This is a genomic window from Micromonospora sp. SH-82 (assembly GCF_051132485.1).
Taxonomy (GTDB): domain Bacteria; phylum Actinomycetota; class Actinomycetes; order Mycobacteriales; family Micromonosporaceae; genus Micromonospora.
Genome location: NZ_CP148049.1, coordinates 4,965,613 through 4,981,170 on the forward strand (window position 1 = coordinate 4,965,613; position 15,558 = coordinate 4,981,170).

Sequence of the window (15,558 nt, forward strand, 5' to 3'; positions counted from 1 at the left end):
AGGATCCGGGGTGCGCTGGTGACCTCGGGTCACTCCGCCGGGTCCCTGCGGGCCGGGCCGACGAGCGAGTAGGCGATCAGCCCACCGACGGCCAACACCGCCGCAGTCCACGTGGCGGCCCGGGTGTCGGTCGACTGGCCCTGCCACGTGACGATCGCCCCCCAGGTGCCCTGCTGGGGATACAGGGCCGCGACGGTGGTCCAGCCCAGCGGCAGGAACCACGACCTGGCGGCGCCGAGCACCGTCGCGCACAGCGCCGTCAGGCCGAGCAGACCGGCGGCGTCGCGGGTCACCAGGGCGGCCGGCCCGAACCGGGCCTCGGTGAACAGCGTGGCGAGCAGGAGCACGAGGACCACCGCCAGTCCGGCCAGCAGGTGCGCCGCACGTCGCCAGGGCCAACGCAGCGAACCGGTCCGTTCCAGGTCCTCGTCCGGGCCGGCGAGGGTGGGCGCGAGCGCAGCGACCATCAACACCACGGTCAGGACGACCACCGTCGGGGCGACGTCGGGGTCCTCGGCGAAGGCCAGGCACAGCCCCCAGACCACCGCGCCGCCGCCGACCGCCGCGGCCAGGGCCAGGGGTACGCGTCGAGCCCGCAGGTACAGCAACGTCCAGGTCACCCGGCGCTCCCGGACAGGATCCCGACGGGGTCCTCGCAGACCAGGAGGGCGTCGCGGACCGCAGTGACCCGGGCCAGTGCCTCACCCTCGGGCAGTCCACGCAGCCGCTGCCAGAGGGTGACCGCCTCGGCGTTGAGCTCCGGGTCCTCCGCGATCATCCCGGGCACCACGCCGACGTCGGATCGGGGCTCGCGGCCCAGGAGCCAGTAGGCCGCCGCCCGCTCGGTGGCCGCATGACGGTTCCGGCACTCCCCGTCGTACGGGACACCCAGCCCCGCCACGATCTCGGGGACCACGGACGCCGGGTGGGCGAGCCGACCCCGCTTGTCGATCCGGACGTCGATGGTGACGACACCCGCCTGAGGGGCCGCCCGGTCCTCGCCGAACGAGAGCGTGCGGGTGTTTTCGTGCACTGTGGTCGGCGCGTTCGGCAACTTCGCCAGCACCGCCAGTCCCTCCCGGGCCGGTGGGGTCACCGCGTCGAGCACACCGGAGTGGACCCGACTGACGCACACCGTCGGGGTGTCGTCGGTACAGACCAGCTCCCGCGCGACCGGGTCGACCGGCCAGTTGAGCACGTCCCGATCGCGGGGGACGACGGCGGTCGCCGCCACCAGCCCGAGCAGCACCGGCACCACCGCCGCCAGCCGGGCACGTCGGCCGGTCGCGACGAACAGCAGCAGACCGGTGACGGCGAGCGCGACCATCCAGATCGCCACCGCACCGCTGACCCGGTCGTCGATCGTCTGGTAGTCGTGGAACAGGCTGGAGCCGTGGACCGGCGAGATCGCCGCCGCCACCCGGTCCGGGGGCACGAGGGAACCCACCCCGACCAGCAGGACCCCGGCCACCCCCAGGACGGGCACCGTCACCAGGGCGGGAAGGAGCCGCCCGATCCCCAGTCCGAGCCACGCCGCAGCGATCACCGACAGCACACCGACCCCGGTGACGACGACGAAGTCCACCAGGGGGAGGTACCGGGCGGTGGTGACGATCCAGGCGAGGCCCGCCACCGTCACCACCAGGTAGGCCACGGCGAGGGTGCAGGCCATCGCCACGAGCACCGGCAGCATCCGTTGCAGGCGTGGTCGGGGGGTGGTGGCGAACAGTTCACCGACCTTCGCCCGGTGCTCCCGGCGGCCCTGCCAGGCCCCCGCCATGAGGGCCAGCGGCCACAACAGGAGCAGGTACTCCCGGATGGTCATGGCCAGGGCCATCCAGCCGATCGACCACCTGCCGGTCGCCACGTAGAGCGCCACGACGCCGATCACCACTGTGATCAACCCGGCACCGACCGCTGCGGAGCGGCGCAGTTCGACTCCCAGGATGCTCATGCCGACCCTCCACGTCGGGTCGTGCCGCCGTACGGCACCAACGCTGCGATCTCGACGACCCGCTCACCGCGCCCGCTCACCGGTTCGCCTCCGCCCGGTGCTGACGCAGGAGCGCCGCATAGCCCCGCTCGGCCGGGCTGTCGCCGGCGTGGCCCCCGCCACCCTGTGCGGCGAGCACCTCGGGCGTCCCCCGCCACACCAGGCGGCCGGCGTTGACCAGGACGACGTCGGTGCAGGCCGCCACCACGTCCTCGACCAGGTGGGTGGAGACCAGCACGCAGCTGTCGGTGCCGAGGTCACGCAGCATCTCGCGGAAGTCGAGCCGCTGTTCGGGGTCGAGACCGACAGTCGGTTCGTCGAGGAGCAGGAGCCTCGGATCGTTGACGATGGCCTGCGCGATACCCGCCCGACGCAGCATGCCCCCGGAGAGGGTCTTCAGTCGGGCGTCGGCCCTGTCGGCGAGTCCGACCCGGTCGACGGCCCGTTGTACGGCCCCCGGGATGTCGGCCTTCGGCATCTCCTTGAGCCAGGCCATGTACCCGACGAACTCGCGGACGGTGAACCGTGGGTAGTAGCCGAAGTCCTGTGGCAGGTAGCCCAGGGCGCGGCGGACCGATCGCAGATCGGAACGGCCGTCGGCCACCTGCCCGAGCAGGGTCAACCGACCGCCGGACGGGGCCAGGACGGTCGCCAGGGCACGGATCAGCGTGGTCTTTCCCGCGCCGTTGGGGCCCAGCAGCCCGTGCACGCCGGTGGACAGGGCCAGGTCGAGGCCGTCGACGGCCAGGTGCCGGCCGGCCCGGACCTGCAACCCCTCCGCGTGGATCGGCCAGGGATGGGTGGTGGTCGCCGTCTCGATCGCGCTCACAGAACGCATCGTCGTCGTCTCCTTCAGTGATCGTCGCAGGGCGCGGTGGCACCGTGATCGGGTGGCCGTACCGCAGGTTCGAGGGTCAGTCGGGGTGGGAGAGCCGTCGGGATCCGGTGACCCGCAGGAGGGCCACGACGGTCAGGACGACAGTGGCCACCGCCCAGCTCCGGGCGGCCTCCGCCGACAGGAGCACCGGCATCCGGGCGGCGGCGATGCTGGGGGCGATCACCACGAGCGTCCAGGACGCCATCACGCCGATCGCGGCTCGGCGTACCCCGACGAGGGTTCCCAGCAGGAGCGTGGCGGCGGTGAACGCGAGGCAGGGCAGCAGCATCAGGGCCGACGACAGCCCGGTGCCGGCACCGACCAGCGCGAGGGCGGGGACGACGACCGCCAACACCGCAGCAGTACGCCGCAGCAGCATGGTCAGGCCGGCGGCGGGTGTGGCGGCGATCAGCTCCCAGGCCGGGTCGGCACGGCGCTGCCAGGCGACCGCCACGCCGGGCAGCGGAGCCAACGGTGCGACGAGCAGCACCAGCGAGGGCATCCCGACCCACAACGCGCCGAGCAGAGCGGCACACCCGAGCACCGTGACGGTCATGACCAGCCAGGGCAGCAACGTGCCGACGAACCAGCGGTGGTGCAGCACCGACCAGGACCGGGACCGGCGCCGCCCGACGAGGGCGGGGGCCGCCGTGATCTCGCGGTCCAACACCGACGCGACCCGTGCGACGACGGCCCGGCTCTCCACAGTGGTGCTGCCGGCCAGGCGGGCGCGACAGTCGGCGCAGCCCTCCAGGTGCACCTCGATCGCCCAGACGGCGGGATCGTCGAGCCCTGGGTCACCGGTGGCGTACCCGGCGATCTGGGTGAGGCTGGGATGGGTCATGACAGGGCCTCCCGGAGGGCGACCCGGGCCCGGCGGACACGGGACTTGACGGTGTTCTCCGGCACGCCGAGCAGCACCGAGGCCTCACGAGTCGAGAGCCCGTCGAGGACCGTGGCCCGCAGGGCGGCCCGGACCTCGGGCGGCAGGACGAGCAGGGCCTGCTCCAACTCCTGGCCGATCCGGGCCGCCATCACCTCGTCCTCGGCGGCGGGGACCGTGCTCGGCGTCAGCTGCACCTGCGGCACCTGGTCCGTGCGCGCCCGGCGGCGGAACGCGTCGACCAACCGGTGGGCGGCGATGGTCCACAGCCAGCCCACGGCACTTCCCCGTGCCTCGCCGCCGCTGCCGGTCCGGGCACCGGCGAAGCCACCCGCCGCCCGCCACACCGCCAGGTACGTCTCCTGGAGGACCTCGGCGACCACGTCGGGGTCGGCGCAGCGGCGCCGCAGGCGCACCTCCAACCACGGGGCGGTACGCCGGTAGAGCTCGTCGAACGCCCGTCGGTCTCCACGGGCGACACGTCGTACGAGTTCTCCCTCGTCAGCCGCGTCCTCGCCTGTTCTCACACCCCATAAGACGACGGGCCGACCCCGATCGGGTGCAGATTCCGCGTGATCGCCGTCACGTCCACGCTGCGGCCCCGCATCGTCACGTCACGTCACGGGGCGAAGACCTCGTTGAGGTCGCCGTACAGGCGCTGCTCGGTGAACCTGCCCTCCGCGTCGACGGTCGCCACGACGGCCCCGGGGTTGTCCAACACCTTGCCGTTCTTCAGGAAGTACTTGATCCGGATCTCGAAGAAGGCGGTGCGCGTGCCGTCGGCGTCGGTCGTCTCGAAGAAGGTCACCACGTCGTGCTTGATGCTGTCGCAGCAGTCCAGGACGTACTGGATCGACGATGCGGCGGCAGCTCTGCCGTACACGGGCTCGGCGTTGGCGAAGGTCAGCTTGACGTCCTCGGTCATCAGCTCGCACGCCTCGGGCAGGTTGCCGCCGTCGATGAGCGCGTAGTACTCCTCGACGAGGCGTCGGGCGGGCGTCGGGACGGTCATGGTCTCTCCTCGGGTGGACGGATTCGCAAGGGACGGACCGAGCTTCGCGGACGGCGTCACGATCGACAGTGACCATGGTCACGAGCTCGCCGCGAAAGGCGTTCGGGGCGGGGCACCGGGGTGTCACGACCCGCCGGACCGGTGACGAGCAGGCAGAACAGCCCGTACGGTTGATCATGAACCAATCCGGGACGGTTAGGGTTTCGCCCGAAAGCGCCGACGGTCCTGCGTTTGCCCAGGCGACGACCCGCGCGGCCCCCATCCGACGGAGGAGGACACATGCTCGACGCGGATCATCCGGTGCACCGCCTCTCACCCGACGCGCAGTCGGCATGGGGGTCCACGCTGTTCGCCACCCTGCCCCCGCCGTTGACGGCAAGCCTGCTGCAACGGGCCGTGGAGGTCACTCTCACGCCACGTGAGGTGTTCTACCCCGGGGCGCACCACGCCGAGACGCCACTGTGCGCCGTCGTCGTCGACGGCCTGCTCCGCTTCTACCTCACCTCCTCGGACGGGCGAGCCATGACCGTGCGGTACGCCGGTCACGGCCAACTCGTCGGCGTACGGCGGATAGCCATGGGCCTGGTTCCCGCCTCGTGCCCGCCACCGGAGGAGACGGCGATTAACGGCGAGGCGTTGCAGGCCAGCCGGATCCTGACCCTCCCCGCGACAGTGCTGGCCGCCGCCGCCCGCAGCAACGCGACACTGTCCGGGGCACTGGCCCGAGAGGTCGCCGTCCAGGCCGTGCACGACCGGGAGCTCATCGCGGCGAACGTGTTCCGCCCGATCCGGGAGCGGGTGGCCCGCCACCTGATCAACCTGGCGACCCGGGAGGGCCCGGACCTGGTCGTCCACGCGAGTCACCAGGAGATCGCGGACGCCATCGGATCCGTACGCGAGGTGGTCTCGCGCGCGATGGTTCGGTTCCGCGCCGAAGGGCTCGTCGACCGCCGACGGCGCCGCCTGGTCCTGACGAACCCGGCCCGGCTGCACGCCGCCGCGATCGACGGACGCGACTGTCAGACGGCTGTGTAACCGCCGTCGACGACCAGGTTCGCCCCGGTGACGAAGCCGGCCTCGTCGGAGGCCAGGAACAGGGCCGCCTGTGCGACGTCCTCCGGTTCACCGAGACGCTTGATGACCTGACGCTCGATGAAGGAGTCCAGGACCCCCGGCACGTCGGCCATGGCGCTGGTGGCCGGAGACATGATCAGCCCGGGGCTGACGGCGTTGACCCGGATGCCGTGCGGCCCGCCCTCGTTCGCCAGCTCCCGGGTCATGCCGATGATCCCGTGCTTGGTCGCCGCGTGGGCGAAGCCGCCGGGGGCGGAGCGGATCGCACTGATGCCCTGCATCGAGGCGACGTTCACGATCGAACCACCGCCACGAGCGACGAGGTGGGGCCAGGCCAGCGCCGTCACGTGGAAGACGACGTCCAGCTCGTTCTGGAGGGTGAACCGCCACTCGTCGACGGTCATCTCCGCGATCGACGCGAACCGGGGTGCGGAGGCGTTGTTGTAGAGGATGTCGATACCGCCGTGCTCGGCCACCACCGCCGAGACCCAGCTTCCGACGGCGTCCCGGTCGGCGAGGTCGAGCGGATGCGTCGACGTCATGACGCCGCCGGCCGCCCGCACCATCTCGACGGTCTCCTGCGCCCCCTCCGTCTTGAGGTCGCAGCCTGCGACAGTCGCGCCCTCCCGCGCGAACAGGAGGGCCGCCGCCCGGCCCTGACCGCCGCCGGTACCCGTGATCACCGCTACCTTGCCTGCCAGTCTGCCCGTCATCGGTCGGACGCTAGAGCCCACGGCGACCCCCGACAGTGACTTCGGTCCGTCACGATCGACGTCGGTGGCTTCGATCAGCTGCGGGTGAGGGCCGAGGTCGGTCGATCGGGGCGTCAGCGGGTACCGGGTCGGCGGGCGGACGTCCTCACCTACGCAGACCGGCTGCCTGCGGGGACGGGCTCCGGTGCCGGGGGACGCCGAGGGCGACGGCGGGGGCGGTCGGGTCGACGGACGGCTGTCGGGGCGAGGCGAGACCAGCGACCTGTGCGACCTGTGCGACCTGTGCCGAGGATGCCGGTGGTGTGGGGCTCGGCCGTCGTGACGTCCCGGCTGCCGTCGTCGAGCCCACCGCCGTGGCCGAGAACCGGGGGTCCCGGTCCAGTGGTGTGCACAGGGCTGCCTTGTTCAGCACCGTGCCCAGATGCGGCTTGTCCCGCCAGTCGTAGCGCGCGTGGTCGATGGCGTAGCAGTAGCTCACCGCCGGGTGCTGGGCGACGTCCTGCATCGTCGCCCCGAGAACGCGCAGGTCCTCGGCCGACTTCCTCGTGCGCAGCCACTCCTTGTCGATGCGCTTCTCACCCTCGGCGAGAAGGTCCCGCCCGAGCGCATTCGCCTGATGGATCGAAACAGCGGCGTGCACCTGTTCCCATGAGTAGTTGAACGCGCCGGTCACCGTCGGGAGACGCGTCCAGGCGTCGACGGCTACGGACTCGGGACGGTCCGGGTCGCCGAGGAACAGCAGCGCGTGGTTCCGGTAGGCCTTGGGGAGGGACTCGTCGCGGACTTCGAGCCTCTTGTTGGTCAGGAGGTCACCGATCTTGCGTTCCCTGTCGTAGAGGAGCGCGTCGGCCCTGGTGAAGGCGAGGGCCATCACGTCCTGGCATTTGGCCTCGCGGGTACGGAGCGCGAGGAACGCACTCTGTCCGTAGAACGTGTCCATGTCCGGCACCCGGCCTCTGACCTTCAGGTCCGAATGGACTTTGATGGCCCTCCAGCACTTGCCCTGGGTCTCGATGAAGTGGTCGGCCTGGTTCGTGAGGTTGACGGACTTCCGCGTCCAGGCCGCGATGCCCTCGCCGACGGCCGTCCGTGCCCGGCGTAATGCATCCTCCTGGTCCCCGACCGATCGGAGGAGTCTGCCCGCCTCGGCGAGCAGGAGACGGTCGTCGCCGCTCACGCCGTTAAGGGAGGTGTCGACGGAGCCCCGGAGAGTATCGAAGATCTGCCCATAGCACCTTTTGGCCTGCTCGAAGCGGATCGAGTCCGGTTCATCCGGCTCGAACCGCTTCTTCGAGGTCCGGCTCCACGCGTCCGCCATGAACCGGTAGTCGTTCAGCCCGGCCGTGAAGTCACCCGCATCCCGGATGTGCTCGACGACCAGGGCGGACAACCTCTCCCCGAACAACACCCGGTGGAGGGCGACCCGAGTCTCGTCCAGAACCTTCTGGTGATGGGCGACCTGATCCGGCCGGATGGCTTCCTGGGGCACGTTCCACTCCCTGCGCTCGACAGTCGAGATCAATCTAACGTCGTGCCCACCCCCCGCTCCGGCTTCCGTAGGCTCGGGCTGGTGACATCGGTACGAGAGCGGATCAGGGCGGTCGTCGCCGGGACCGTCGACTACGAAGCGGGGCTGGACGCGCTGACCGTCACCCCGTCGGCCGAGGTCGACCCGGAGCTGACTGCGGCGAAGGACGAGGCGTTCGGGCGGCTGTGGCGGGGCGGATGGCAGCCGGCCGAGTTGCACCGGGTGGTCGCCCGGCGGGGTCGACCACACCACGCCGACCTGGTGACCGACGCCGTCGCCGCGCACCTGCGACAGTTCCCCCAGGCCACGGTCGACGGGCGGTGGCTGGCCCAGGCGGACACCCTCGGCGCGCGGGTCTGGTGGACCGCCGACGCGACGTACGTCGCCGAACTCGCCGCACGTCGACGGCTCGACCGGGTGGCCGTACTCGATCTGCTGTTGGGTCTGCTCGCCGTCCTGGCCACCCTCCCGCGCATCGAGGTCCTCGTCCCCCCACCCGGGTCCGCCGTCGCCCCTGACCGGTCGGGGGCCGCCGGGTCTCCCCGGATCGACGCCCGGCTGCTGGACCGGGTACGCGCGCTGCTCGCCAAGGCGGAGTCGACGACGTTCCCGGCCGAGGCGGAGGCGTACACCGCGAAGGCCCAGGAACTGGTCACCCGGCACAGCCTCGACGAGGCGCTACTGGCCGCGCGGGGCGGTGACGCGACGCCGGTGGTGCCGCACGCGCGGCGGGTGGGCGTCGACCACCCGCACGAACGGGAGAAGGCCACCCTCCTGGACGCCGTCGCCCGAGCCAACCGCTGCCACACCGTCTCGTCACCGGAACTGGCGTTCAGCACCGTCTTCGGCTTCGACACCGACATCGACGCCGTCGACCTGCTCTACACCTCCCTGCTGGTGCAGGCGCACCGGGCAATGGCCCAGGCCGAACCGGCGGGCGGCAAGGCCGGTCGCAGCCGGCTCCGGGCGTTCCGCCAGTCCTTCCTGGTGGCGTTCACGGTCCGGATCGAGCAACGGCTGGCCGGCGCGGCCCAGCTGGCGCTGGCGCAGGCCACCGGCGGTGGCGACGGGAACGGGGGCACCCGACCGGCCGACCTGCTGCCGGTGCTCGCCTCCCGGGACGAGCAGATCCGCGAGACCATCCGACAGGTCTTCCCGCACACCGTCCGCGTCCGCGCCAGCCGGGTGGAGAGCCGCGAGGGCTGGGAGTCCGGTCGGCAGGCCGCCGACCGGGCCACCCTGCCGACCGACACCGAACGGGGTCGATAGCCGCATCGGTTGCGGCGGGACGAGGCGCCCGCCGCGCTCCCGCGCCGAATCGTCGGGGGGCGCCGTCCGGCCGGACGGCGGTTCCGGGAACCTCCCGGACAGCACCGCAGGCACGCACGCTGACCGGCGTAGGCGTGCCCACCGGGGCACCCTCGCGGCGAAGGAGGTCCGATGAGGACGAGAAGATGGGCGGTCGCCGCCCTGGCGACCCTGGCACTCGGTGCCGTTCTCCCCACGGCCGGGTCGGCGGCTGCCGCCCCGGGCCGGGACCGTTCCGCCGGCGGCGACGTGACCGCCGCCGCTGACAACCGGGTGCCGGTCACCCCGACCACTACCTTCCCCGCCAGCGCCACCGTGCTGCTGACCTACCCCGGCGGACAGTGCACCGGGTTCATGATCAGCGCCCGTACGGTGGCGACCGCCGGGCACTGCCTGCACACCGGGGGCTCGCGCGGTTTCTGGCGGAGCAACGTCGTCGCCTACCCGGGGCACGACGGCACGTCGGCACCGTTCGGCTCCTGCCGGGCGGTCCGGCTCTTCGTCTCCCCCGGCTGGCTCGGCTCCCCCGCCCACGGATTCCCCGGCGACCCCACCCAGGACTACGGAGCCGCCCAGCTCGACTGCACGATCGGCAACACGACCGGCTGGTACGGCCTCGGGTACACCACCCAGTCGTTGGCCGGCTCCTGCACCGCCACCTAGGGTTACCCGACGGGTCGACCCGGGCAGTGGGCCAGCGACGACGCCGTCCGTTCCCAGAACTCGACGTACCTCTACACCCAGCACGGCTTCAGCACCGGGCAGGACGGCAGTCCGGTCTCCTACAAGCCCCACCCCGACGACTGGTGCCCGACCCCGCCGCAGTTGGTGATCCCCTGCCCCTGTCCCCCGCCGCCGCTGGGCCTGCGGACGGCGCTGGGGATCCTGGTCAGCGGGGTGGGTGGCATCGGGGGTGGCCTCACCAACGGGGTCGCCGTCCGGTTCACCCAGCAGGCCCTCGCCAACTACGTGCAGTGGCGTTGACCCCCACCAACCCCACGTCCGGGGCGGGCCGTCCAGGTCCGCCCCGGCACGTCGGGTCGCACTCCGGCGGCTGCGAACCGACCATCGGAGTGCACACGTCGCAGGCCGGGTCAGCCCGACGCGGACAGCCGTTCCCGGACCTGCGCCGCGTCCGCGTGTTCGAGCTGCTCCAGGATCTCCAGGGCCCGACCCCAGGCGGTACGGGCGGAGTCCCGGTCACCGGCGGCCCGGTGGCTGTCGCCCAGGTGGGTGAGGGTGGTCGCCTCGAAGTACCGCTCCGCCGCCTCCCGCCACAGGGCGAGCGCCCGGTCGTAACAGCGGATCGCCTCCGGCTGACGGTCCGACCGGAAGTGCACGTAGCCGAGGCTGTCCCAGGTGTGCGCCTGCCAGTACCGGTTGCCGACCTGCTGTTGCAGCTCCAGGGCCCGCCGGCAGTGGTCGAGCGCCTCCGCGAGCTCGTCGAGCCGGCAGTGGTACCAGCCGATGTTGTTCAGGGCGTTGGCCTGCCCCCCGAGGTTTCCCGCCCCTGTGAACAGTTCCAGCGCCCGGCGGGCCTGGTCGAGGGCCTCGGGTAGCCGCCCCTGGTGTTCGGCCAGGATGCCGAGGTTGAGGTGGACCCGGGCGCTGCCGACCGCGTCGCCGAGGGCGGCGTAGAGACCGAGGGAGGCGTCCAGGTGGGCGCGGGCCTGTTCGTGGTCCTCCCGGCGCAGGCAGGCCACGGCCCGGTTACGGTGGGCGCGGGCCTGACCGTCGCGGTCGCCGACCCGCGCGGCGGCGGCCAACGCCGACTCCTGGACCACCAACTGGTCCTGCCAGGCACCGATCCGGTCGAGGTAGGTGTTGACGGTCCAGGCGAGCTGCCAGGCGTGGGTGTCGAACCCGGCGTGTGCCGCGAGGGCGACCAGCGCCAGCAGTACCCGGTGCTCCCGGACGAGCCACGCCCACGCCTCGGTGGTGTCGGTCGGCGGGCTCACGACCGCCCCGGCCCGCGCCGGCGTGAGGCTGAGCGGGTCCCGGTGGTCGTACAGGAGCAGGGCGGCGGCGTACGCGGTGTGCAGGTAGTGGTCGAGGAGTCGGCCGATGGCCTCCCGGCGTACCGGGGCGGGTTCGTGGTCGGTCACCTGTTCGGCCGCGTACACCCGTAGCAGGTCGTGTGGGACGAACCGGCCCGGTCGCCGCTCGGCGAGCAGGTTCACCGCGACGAGCGTCGCCAGGGTCCGGTCAGCCCGGACGGGGGCCACCCCGGCGAGGCTGGCCAGCGCCGCGACGGTGACCTCCGGGCCGGGGTGCAGCCCGAGCAGGCGGAAGCCCCGGGCGGCGGCCGGGTCGAGTCCCCGGTACGACCAGGAGAAGACCGCCCGGATGTCCAGGGCCGGGTCACCCGCGTCGAACCCGTCGAGGCCGCCCGGGTAGGCCAGTTCCTCGGCGAGCCGGGTGAGGCTCAGGCCGGCCCGGGCGGCGGCCCGCCCCGCGACGATGGCCAGGGCGAGCGGCAGCCCCGCCGTCGCGGCGACGATCCGGTCGGCCGCCTGTGGCTCGTCGGCGATCCGCTGCGGGCCGAGCCGGCAGGCGAGCAACTCGTAGGCCTCCCGGGGCGACAGGGGTTCGAGGACGAAGGGCTGCGCGGCTTCGATGGTGACCAGCCCGGGCAGGTGGCTGCGGCTGGTCACCAGCACCAGGCACCCCGGCGAGGTGGGCAGCAACGGTCGGACCTGGGCGGCGGTCCCGACGTTGTCGAGCAACACGAGGACCCGCCGGTCGGCCAGCAGGCTCCGGAACAGCCCGCAGCGGCCGGACAGCCCCGCCGGTATGCGCGGTGTCGGCACCCCGAGCGCCTCCAGGAACTCCCGGAGCACCTCCATCGGGTCCGGCACGGGCCCTTCGGCGTCGAATCCGCGCAGGTCGACGTAGAGCTGTCCGTCCGGGAAACAGTCGGACACCCGGTGTGCCCAGTGCAGCGCCAGGGCGGTCTTGCCGACCCCGGCGGTGCCGCTGATCAGCGCGACCGGCACAGTGCCCGGCGTAGCGGGTCGGCGGGGCAGCAGGGCTGACAATCCGGCGAGGACCGTTCGGCGCCCCACGAACACGGGTACGGCCACCGGCAGGTGCCGGGGGGTCACCTGGTCGGGTGGCGGCACCCGCCGTCCCGAGGTGGTGTCGCCGGAGCGTCGGGCGAGCTGGGCGCGGGCTGCGCCCTTCAGTCGGTCGTCCATCCGGTCGGCGTCGGCGATCTGCAGCAGCCGCCAGTGCGCGGCGTCCCAGCGGTCCAGCTCCGTCAGCTCGTCCGGCACCCGGATGCCGGCCCGTTCTGCGTGGGCCACGCAGGCCGTGACGAAGGAGTCGACGAAGGCCCACTCGGGCAACGACTTGGCGTTGAGCTTGTCGCTGAGGGTGGAGCGGGCCAGCGGTCTACCCTGCGAGGTCGACATGGCGACCAGGGTGTTCAGCGACGGTGCCCCGCACAGGTGCCGTAGGCGTCTGAGTTCGCCGACGAACCAGGCCAGGGTCGCTTGCGCCTCCCGAGCCGGTTCGTCCATTCCCGCCACACCCTCTCCCACCCGGGACACGCGCCGACCGGGTCAGTGAGGATTGTCGACCCGGTCGGCCGGAGTCGGCGGCCGGAGCTTTCCGAGATGTCACGACATCCCGGGAAGTCGGTTTTCACACCGGGTGGCCGCCGTACGTCTCGGATGCTGGGCATATTGTTGTCAAATCCTATCGGGTTAGTAGGGTTAGCCATGTGATCAACAGCCACTTCACCTGGCACCGGCGGCGCCGGCACGTGGATCTGCGCCGGACCGCCGCCGCCCTGTGTCGGTTCTAGGCGATCCGTCGGCCTGACGACCCGGCCGGCGACACCCCTCGACGGAGTCCACTCGGACCTCCGTATCGGTCCGCGTCCCCGCGTACACCCCTCTTCCACGTGCCCACCCCCCGCGCTGCGGTCGGGTGCGCCCGTCCACACCCCGTCACGCACAGAGGTCAGGTCAGCATGTCCGAAACCGGTTCACCGGCGGTGGTGGACTTCCACGTCCACTACGTCGACCCCGCCCATCCCCCCGCCCTCTGGGCCTCCGCCAAGCCGGAGGTGGCGAAGCTCCGCGAACGGACCGTCCACCGCATCGTCGACCTCGACGACGTCCTGACGGCGGCCGAGAACGGCGACATCGCCACCCGGGTCCTCAACGCCCCGCCGTCCCTGGTCGCCGCCGCCGGCACGACCCTGCCGGCCCGGGTCGTCCGGGAGATCAACGACCACCTGGCCGCCGCCGTCGCCGCGCACCCGGGTCGGCTGCTGGGGCTGGCCACCGTCGACGCCTGGCAGGGCGAGGAGGCCGCCGCCGAACTCCGGCGCGCGGTGACCGAACTCCACCTCAGCGGAGCGGTCGTCGACGCGGCCACCGACGGAGGCGACCGGCTGCTCGACGACCCGGCCGCGTACCCGACGTTGCGGACCGCAGCGGAACTCGGTGTCCCGGTGTTCGTGCACCCGATCAACCCACGCGGCCTCACCGACCAGCTCGACGGAATCGGCCGCTCCGGCACCCTGCTCGCCCGGGGCACCATCGACGCCGCGAGCCTGCTGGCGCTGCTCCACTCCACGGTCTTCGACGACCTGCCCGACCTGCGGATCGTCATCCCGCTGATCGGCGCACCGGCCCTCCTGCTCGGCACCTTCGCCGGCCTGACCGAGAAGATCAGCAGGCACGCGCCGGACCACCTGCGCCGGCACGTCTACGTCGACACGATGGGCTTCGACCCGACCAGCATCCGCTACCTGGTCGACGTCGTCGGCGCCGACCACGTCCTGCTCGGATCGGACTCGCCGATCGTGGCCGAGTCGATCGACCGGACCGAGGTCCTCGCCGCGCTCGCCGCCGCCGGACTCGACGAGGCCGACATCACCGCCGTCGCCGGCGGCAACGCCCGCCGCCTGCTCGGCGTACCGGAGAGGGTCGGCACATGAGCGCACCGAGCGTGACCGACGTGCTCACCGACGGAGCCGAGGCGGTACGCGTCGCCGAGGACCTGGCGCGGGGGTTCGCACCCGGAGCCCGGGACCGCGACCGGGACCGTCTCGTCCCGGACGCCGAACTCCGGCAGATCGCGGCCTCCGGCCTGCTCGGCGTCACGGTGCCCCGGGCGTACGGCGGTGCGGACGTCGGCCACCGGTCCCTTGCGGAGATCTTCCGGGTCCTCGCCGTCGCGGACGCCTCCATCAGCCAGGTGCTACAGAACCACTTCGTCTTCGTCCGGGTGCTGCGCGACCGGGGTGCCCCCGCACAGCAGCAGTTCTTCTTCGCCGAGGTGCTGCGCGGCGCCCGGTTCGGCAACGCGATGTCCGAGCGCGGCGTCGACCGCCGCAAGGGCGAGACGTCGACGTCGCTGCGACCGCTGGACGGCACGACCGACCTGCTCCTCAACGGCCGCAAGTACTACACGACCGGCGCGTCCACCGCGGACTGGGTGCCGGTCAAGACCCGCGACCCCGACGGCGCAGACGCCGTCGCCTTCGTCGAACGGGGCACCCCCGGTCTCTCCTTCGGTGAGGACTGGTCCGCCCTCGGCCAACGCGGCACGCACAGCGGCAGCACCCTGCTCACCGACGTACGGGTGCCGGTGGAGCAGATCGTGGGCTGGCCGTACGACGGCGAGGAACTGCGGACCGCCGGTGCGGCGGGGCAGCTGCTGCACGCGGCGATCGACGTCGGGATCGCCGAGGCGGCGCTGGCCGCCGCTGCCGAGTACGTCCGGACCCGGACCCGGGCCTACGCCGACAGCCCGTGGGAGCGGGCCGCCGACGAACACCACCTGATCAACGACGTCGGCCGGCAGGCCGTCCAGGTACGCGCGGCCCGCGCACTGCTGGAGCGCGCCGCCGACGCCGTCGACACGGCCGAGGCGGACCCGGTCCTCGACGCGGGACGGGTCGCCGAGGCGTCGCTCGCCGTCGCCGCCGCCCGCGCCTTCACCGCCGAGACGGCGGTGACCACCGCCAGCGAACTCTTCTCCTACGCCGGGACCAGCGCCACCGACGAGGAACACGGGCTGGACCGGTTCTGGCGCGACGCCCGGACACACACCCTGCACGACCCGACCCGCTGGAAACACCACCACATCGGCAACCACGTCCTCAACGGCGTCGCACCCCGGGGGCCGCTGCTGTGAACGACGTGCGCGCGGAA

The 15,558-nt window shown here is 72.5% G+C and carries 15 protein-coding genes; 6 read left to right on the forward strand and 9 right to left on the reverse strand.

Annotation, left to right across the window (positions count from 1 at the left end; genetic code table 11):
* Positions 1–29: 29 nt before the first annotated feature.
* The 6 genes from WHN02_RS21745 to WHN02_RS21770 all read right to left on the reverse strand — a co-directional run bounded on the left by WHN02_RS21745 (position 30) and on the right by WHN02_RS21770 (position 4,765).
* Positions 30–620: a hypothetical protein gene (locus tag WHN02_RS21745; RefSeq protein WP_434740549.1), complete on the reverse strand. Its 591-nt coding sequence runs from the start codon at positions 618–620 to the stop codon at positions 30–32.
* Positions 617–1,954 (reverse strand): hypothetical protein, encoded by a 1,338-nt coding sequence (locus WHN02_RS21750; protein WP_434740550.1) that lies wholly within the window; start codon positions 1,952–1,954, stop codon positions 617–619. Before WHN02_RS21750 ends, WHN02_RS21745 begins: the two co-directional genes overlap by 4 nt.
* A 76-nt stretch (positions 1,955–2,030) precedes the next feature.
* The gene (locus tag WHN02_RS21755; protein ID WP_434740551.1) at positions 2,031–2,831 is read right to left on the reverse strand and encodes an ABC transporter ATP-binding protein; all 801 of its coding nucleotides are present in this window, start codon (positions 2,829–2,831) and stop codon (positions 2,031–2,033) included.
* Between the two features lie 76 nt (positions 2,832–2,907).
* A complete protein-coding gene (locus WHN02_RS21760; protein ID WP_434740552.1) occupies positions 2,908–3,714 on the reverse strand; it encodes a hypothetical protein in 807 nt (268 codons plus the stop codon).
* Positions 3,711–4,280 (reverse strand): RNA polymerase sigma factor, encoded by a 570-nt coding sequence (locus WHN02_RS21765; RefSeq protein WP_434740553.1) that lies wholly within the window; start codon positions 4,278–4,280, stop codon positions 3,711–3,713. Before WHN02_RS21765 ends, WHN02_RS21760 begins: the two co-directional genes overlap by 4 nt.
* A 92-nt stretch (positions 4,281–4,372) precedes the next feature.
* The gene (locus WHN02_RS21770) at positions 4,373–4,765 is read right to left on the reverse strand and encodes a nuclear transport factor 2 family protein (RefSeq protein ID WP_434740554.1); all 393 of its coding nucleotides are present in this window, start codon (positions 4,763–4,765) and stop codon (positions 4,373–4,375) included.
* A gap of 279 nt (positions 4,766–5,044) precedes the next feature.
* On the opposite strand from WHN02_RS21770, the gene WHN02_RS21775 reads away from it, so the two are divergent.
* The gene (locus WHN02_RS21775) at positions 5,045–5,800 is read left to right on the forward strand and encodes a Crp/Fnr family transcriptional regulator (protein WP_434740555.1); all 756 of its coding nucleotides are present in this window, start codon (positions 5,045–5,047) and stop codon (positions 5,798–5,800) included.
* Here the strand turns inward: WHN02_RS21775 and WHN02_RS21780 are convergent.
* Together WHN02_RS21780 and WHN02_RS21785 are read right to left on the reverse strand one after the other, a co-directional pair.
* Positions 5,785–6,552 (reverse strand): SDR family NAD(P)-dependent oxidoreductase, encoded by a 768-nt coding sequence (locus WHN02_RS21780; protein ID WP_434740556.1) that lies wholly within the window; start codon positions 6,550–6,552, stop codon positions 5,785–5,787. The two genes, WHN02_RS21775 and WHN02_RS21780, sit on opposite strands and share 16 nt — an antisense overlap.
* Positions 6,553–6,697: 145 nt before the next feature.
* A complete protein-coding gene (locus tag WHN02_RS21785; protein WP_434740557.1) occupies positions 6,698–8,041 on the reverse strand; it encodes a hypothetical protein in 1,344 nt (447 codons plus the stop codon).
* Positions 8,042–8,122: 81 nt separating this feature from the next.
* On the opposite strand from WHN02_RS21785, the gene WHN02_RS21790 reads away from it, so the two are divergent.
* The 3 genes from WHN02_RS21790 to WHN02_RS21800 all read left to right on the forward strand — a co-directional run bounded on the left by WHN02_RS21790 (position 8,123) and on the right by WHN02_RS21800 (position 10,372).
* The gene (locus WHN02_RS21790) at positions 8,123–9,349 is read left to right on the forward strand and encodes a DUF2786 domain-containing protein (protein ID WP_434740558.1); all 1,227 of its coding nucleotides are present in this window, start codon (positions 8,123–8,125) and stop codon (positions 9,347–9,349) included.
* A 171-nt stretch (positions 9,350–9,520) separates the two neighbouring features.
* Complete coding sequence (locus tag WHN02_RS21795; RefSeq protein WP_434740559.1) at positions 9,521–10,051, forward strand: trypsin-like serine peptidase; 531 nt, start codon at positions 9,521–9,523, stop codon at positions 10,049–10,051.
* Positions 10,052–10,213: 162 nt separating this feature from the next.
* Positions 10,214–10,372, forward strand: a complete 159-nt coding sequence (locus tag WHN02_RS21800; RefSeq protein WP_434740560.1) for a hypothetical protein — start codon at positions 10,214–10,216, stop codon at positions 10,370–10,372.
* A gap of 110 nt (positions 10,373–10,482) precedes the next feature.
* Here WHN02_RS21800 and WHN02_RS21805 read toward each other — a convergent pair whose 3' ends face one another.
* On the reverse strand, positions 10,483–12,909 hold the full coding sequence (locus WHN02_RS21805; RefSeq protein ID WP_434740561.1) for an ATP-binding protein: 2,427 nt from the start codon (positions 12,907–12,909) through the stop codon (positions 10,483–10,485).
* 455 nt (positions 12,910–13,364) lie between these two features.
* Here WHN02_RS21805 and WHN02_RS21810 point away from each other — a divergent pair, with 455 nt between their 5' ends.
* Positions 13,365–14,339, forward strand: a complete 975-nt coding sequence (locus WHN02_RS21810; RefSeq protein ID WP_434740562.1) for an amidohydrolase family protein — start codon at positions 13,365–13,367, stop codon at positions 14,337–14,339.
* Entirely contained in the window at positions 14,336–15,541 is a 1,206-nt protein-coding gene (locus tag WHN02_RS21815) for an SfnB family sulfur acquisition oxidoreductase (RefSeq protein WP_434740563.1), read from the forward strand. Before WHN02_RS21810 ends, WHN02_RS21815 begins: the two co-directional genes overlap by 4 nt.
* Positions 15,542–15,558: the final 17 nt, after the last annotated feature.

What these genes read in the sequence shown, in the direction of transcription:
- WHN02_RS21750 (WP_434740550.1), bottom strand. Translation starts at nt 1,954, where the DNA reads ATGAGCATCCTGGGAGTCGAACTGCGCCGCTCCGCAGCGGTCGGTGCC.
- WHN02_RS21815 (WP_434740563.1), top strand. Translation starts at nt 14,336, where the DNA reads ATGAGCGCACCGAGCGTGACCGACGTGCTCACCGACGGAGCCGAGGCG.
- WHN02_RS21810 (WP_434740562.1), top strand. Translation starts at nt 13,365, where the DNA reads ATGTCCGAAACCGGTTCACCGGCGGTGGTGGACTTCCACGTCCACTAC.
- WHN02_RS21770 (WP_434740554.1), bottom strand. Translation starts at nt 4,765, where the DNA reads ATGACCGTCCCGACGCCCGCCCGACGCCTCGTCGAGGAGTACTACGCG.
- WHN02_RS21795 (WP_434740559.1), top strand. Translation starts at nt 9,521, where the DNA reads ATGAGGACGAGAAGATGGGCGGTCGCCGCCCTGGCGACCCTGGCACTC.
- WHN02_RS21760 (WP_434740552.1), bottom strand. Translation starts at nt 3,714, where the DNA reads ATGACCCATCCCAGCCTCACCCAGATCGCCGGGTACGCCACCGGTGAC.
- WHN02_RS21775 (WP_434740555.1), top strand. Translation starts at nt 5,045, where the DNA reads ATGCTCGACGCGGATCATCCGGTGCACCGCCTCTCACCCGACGCGCAG.
- WHN02_RS21805 (WP_434740561.1), bottom strand. Translation starts at nt 12,909, where the DNA reads ATGGACGAACCGGCTCGGGAGGCGCAAGCGACCCTGGCCTGGTTCGTC.
- WHN02_RS21755 (WP_434740551.1), bottom strand. Translation starts at nt 2,831, where the DNA reads ATGCGTTCTGTGAGCGCGATCGAGACGGCGACCACCACCCATCCCTGG.
- WHN02_RS21780 (WP_434740556.1), bottom strand. Translation starts at nt 6,552, where the DNA reads ATGACGGGCAGACTGGCAGGCAAGGTAGCGGTGATCACGGGTACCGGC.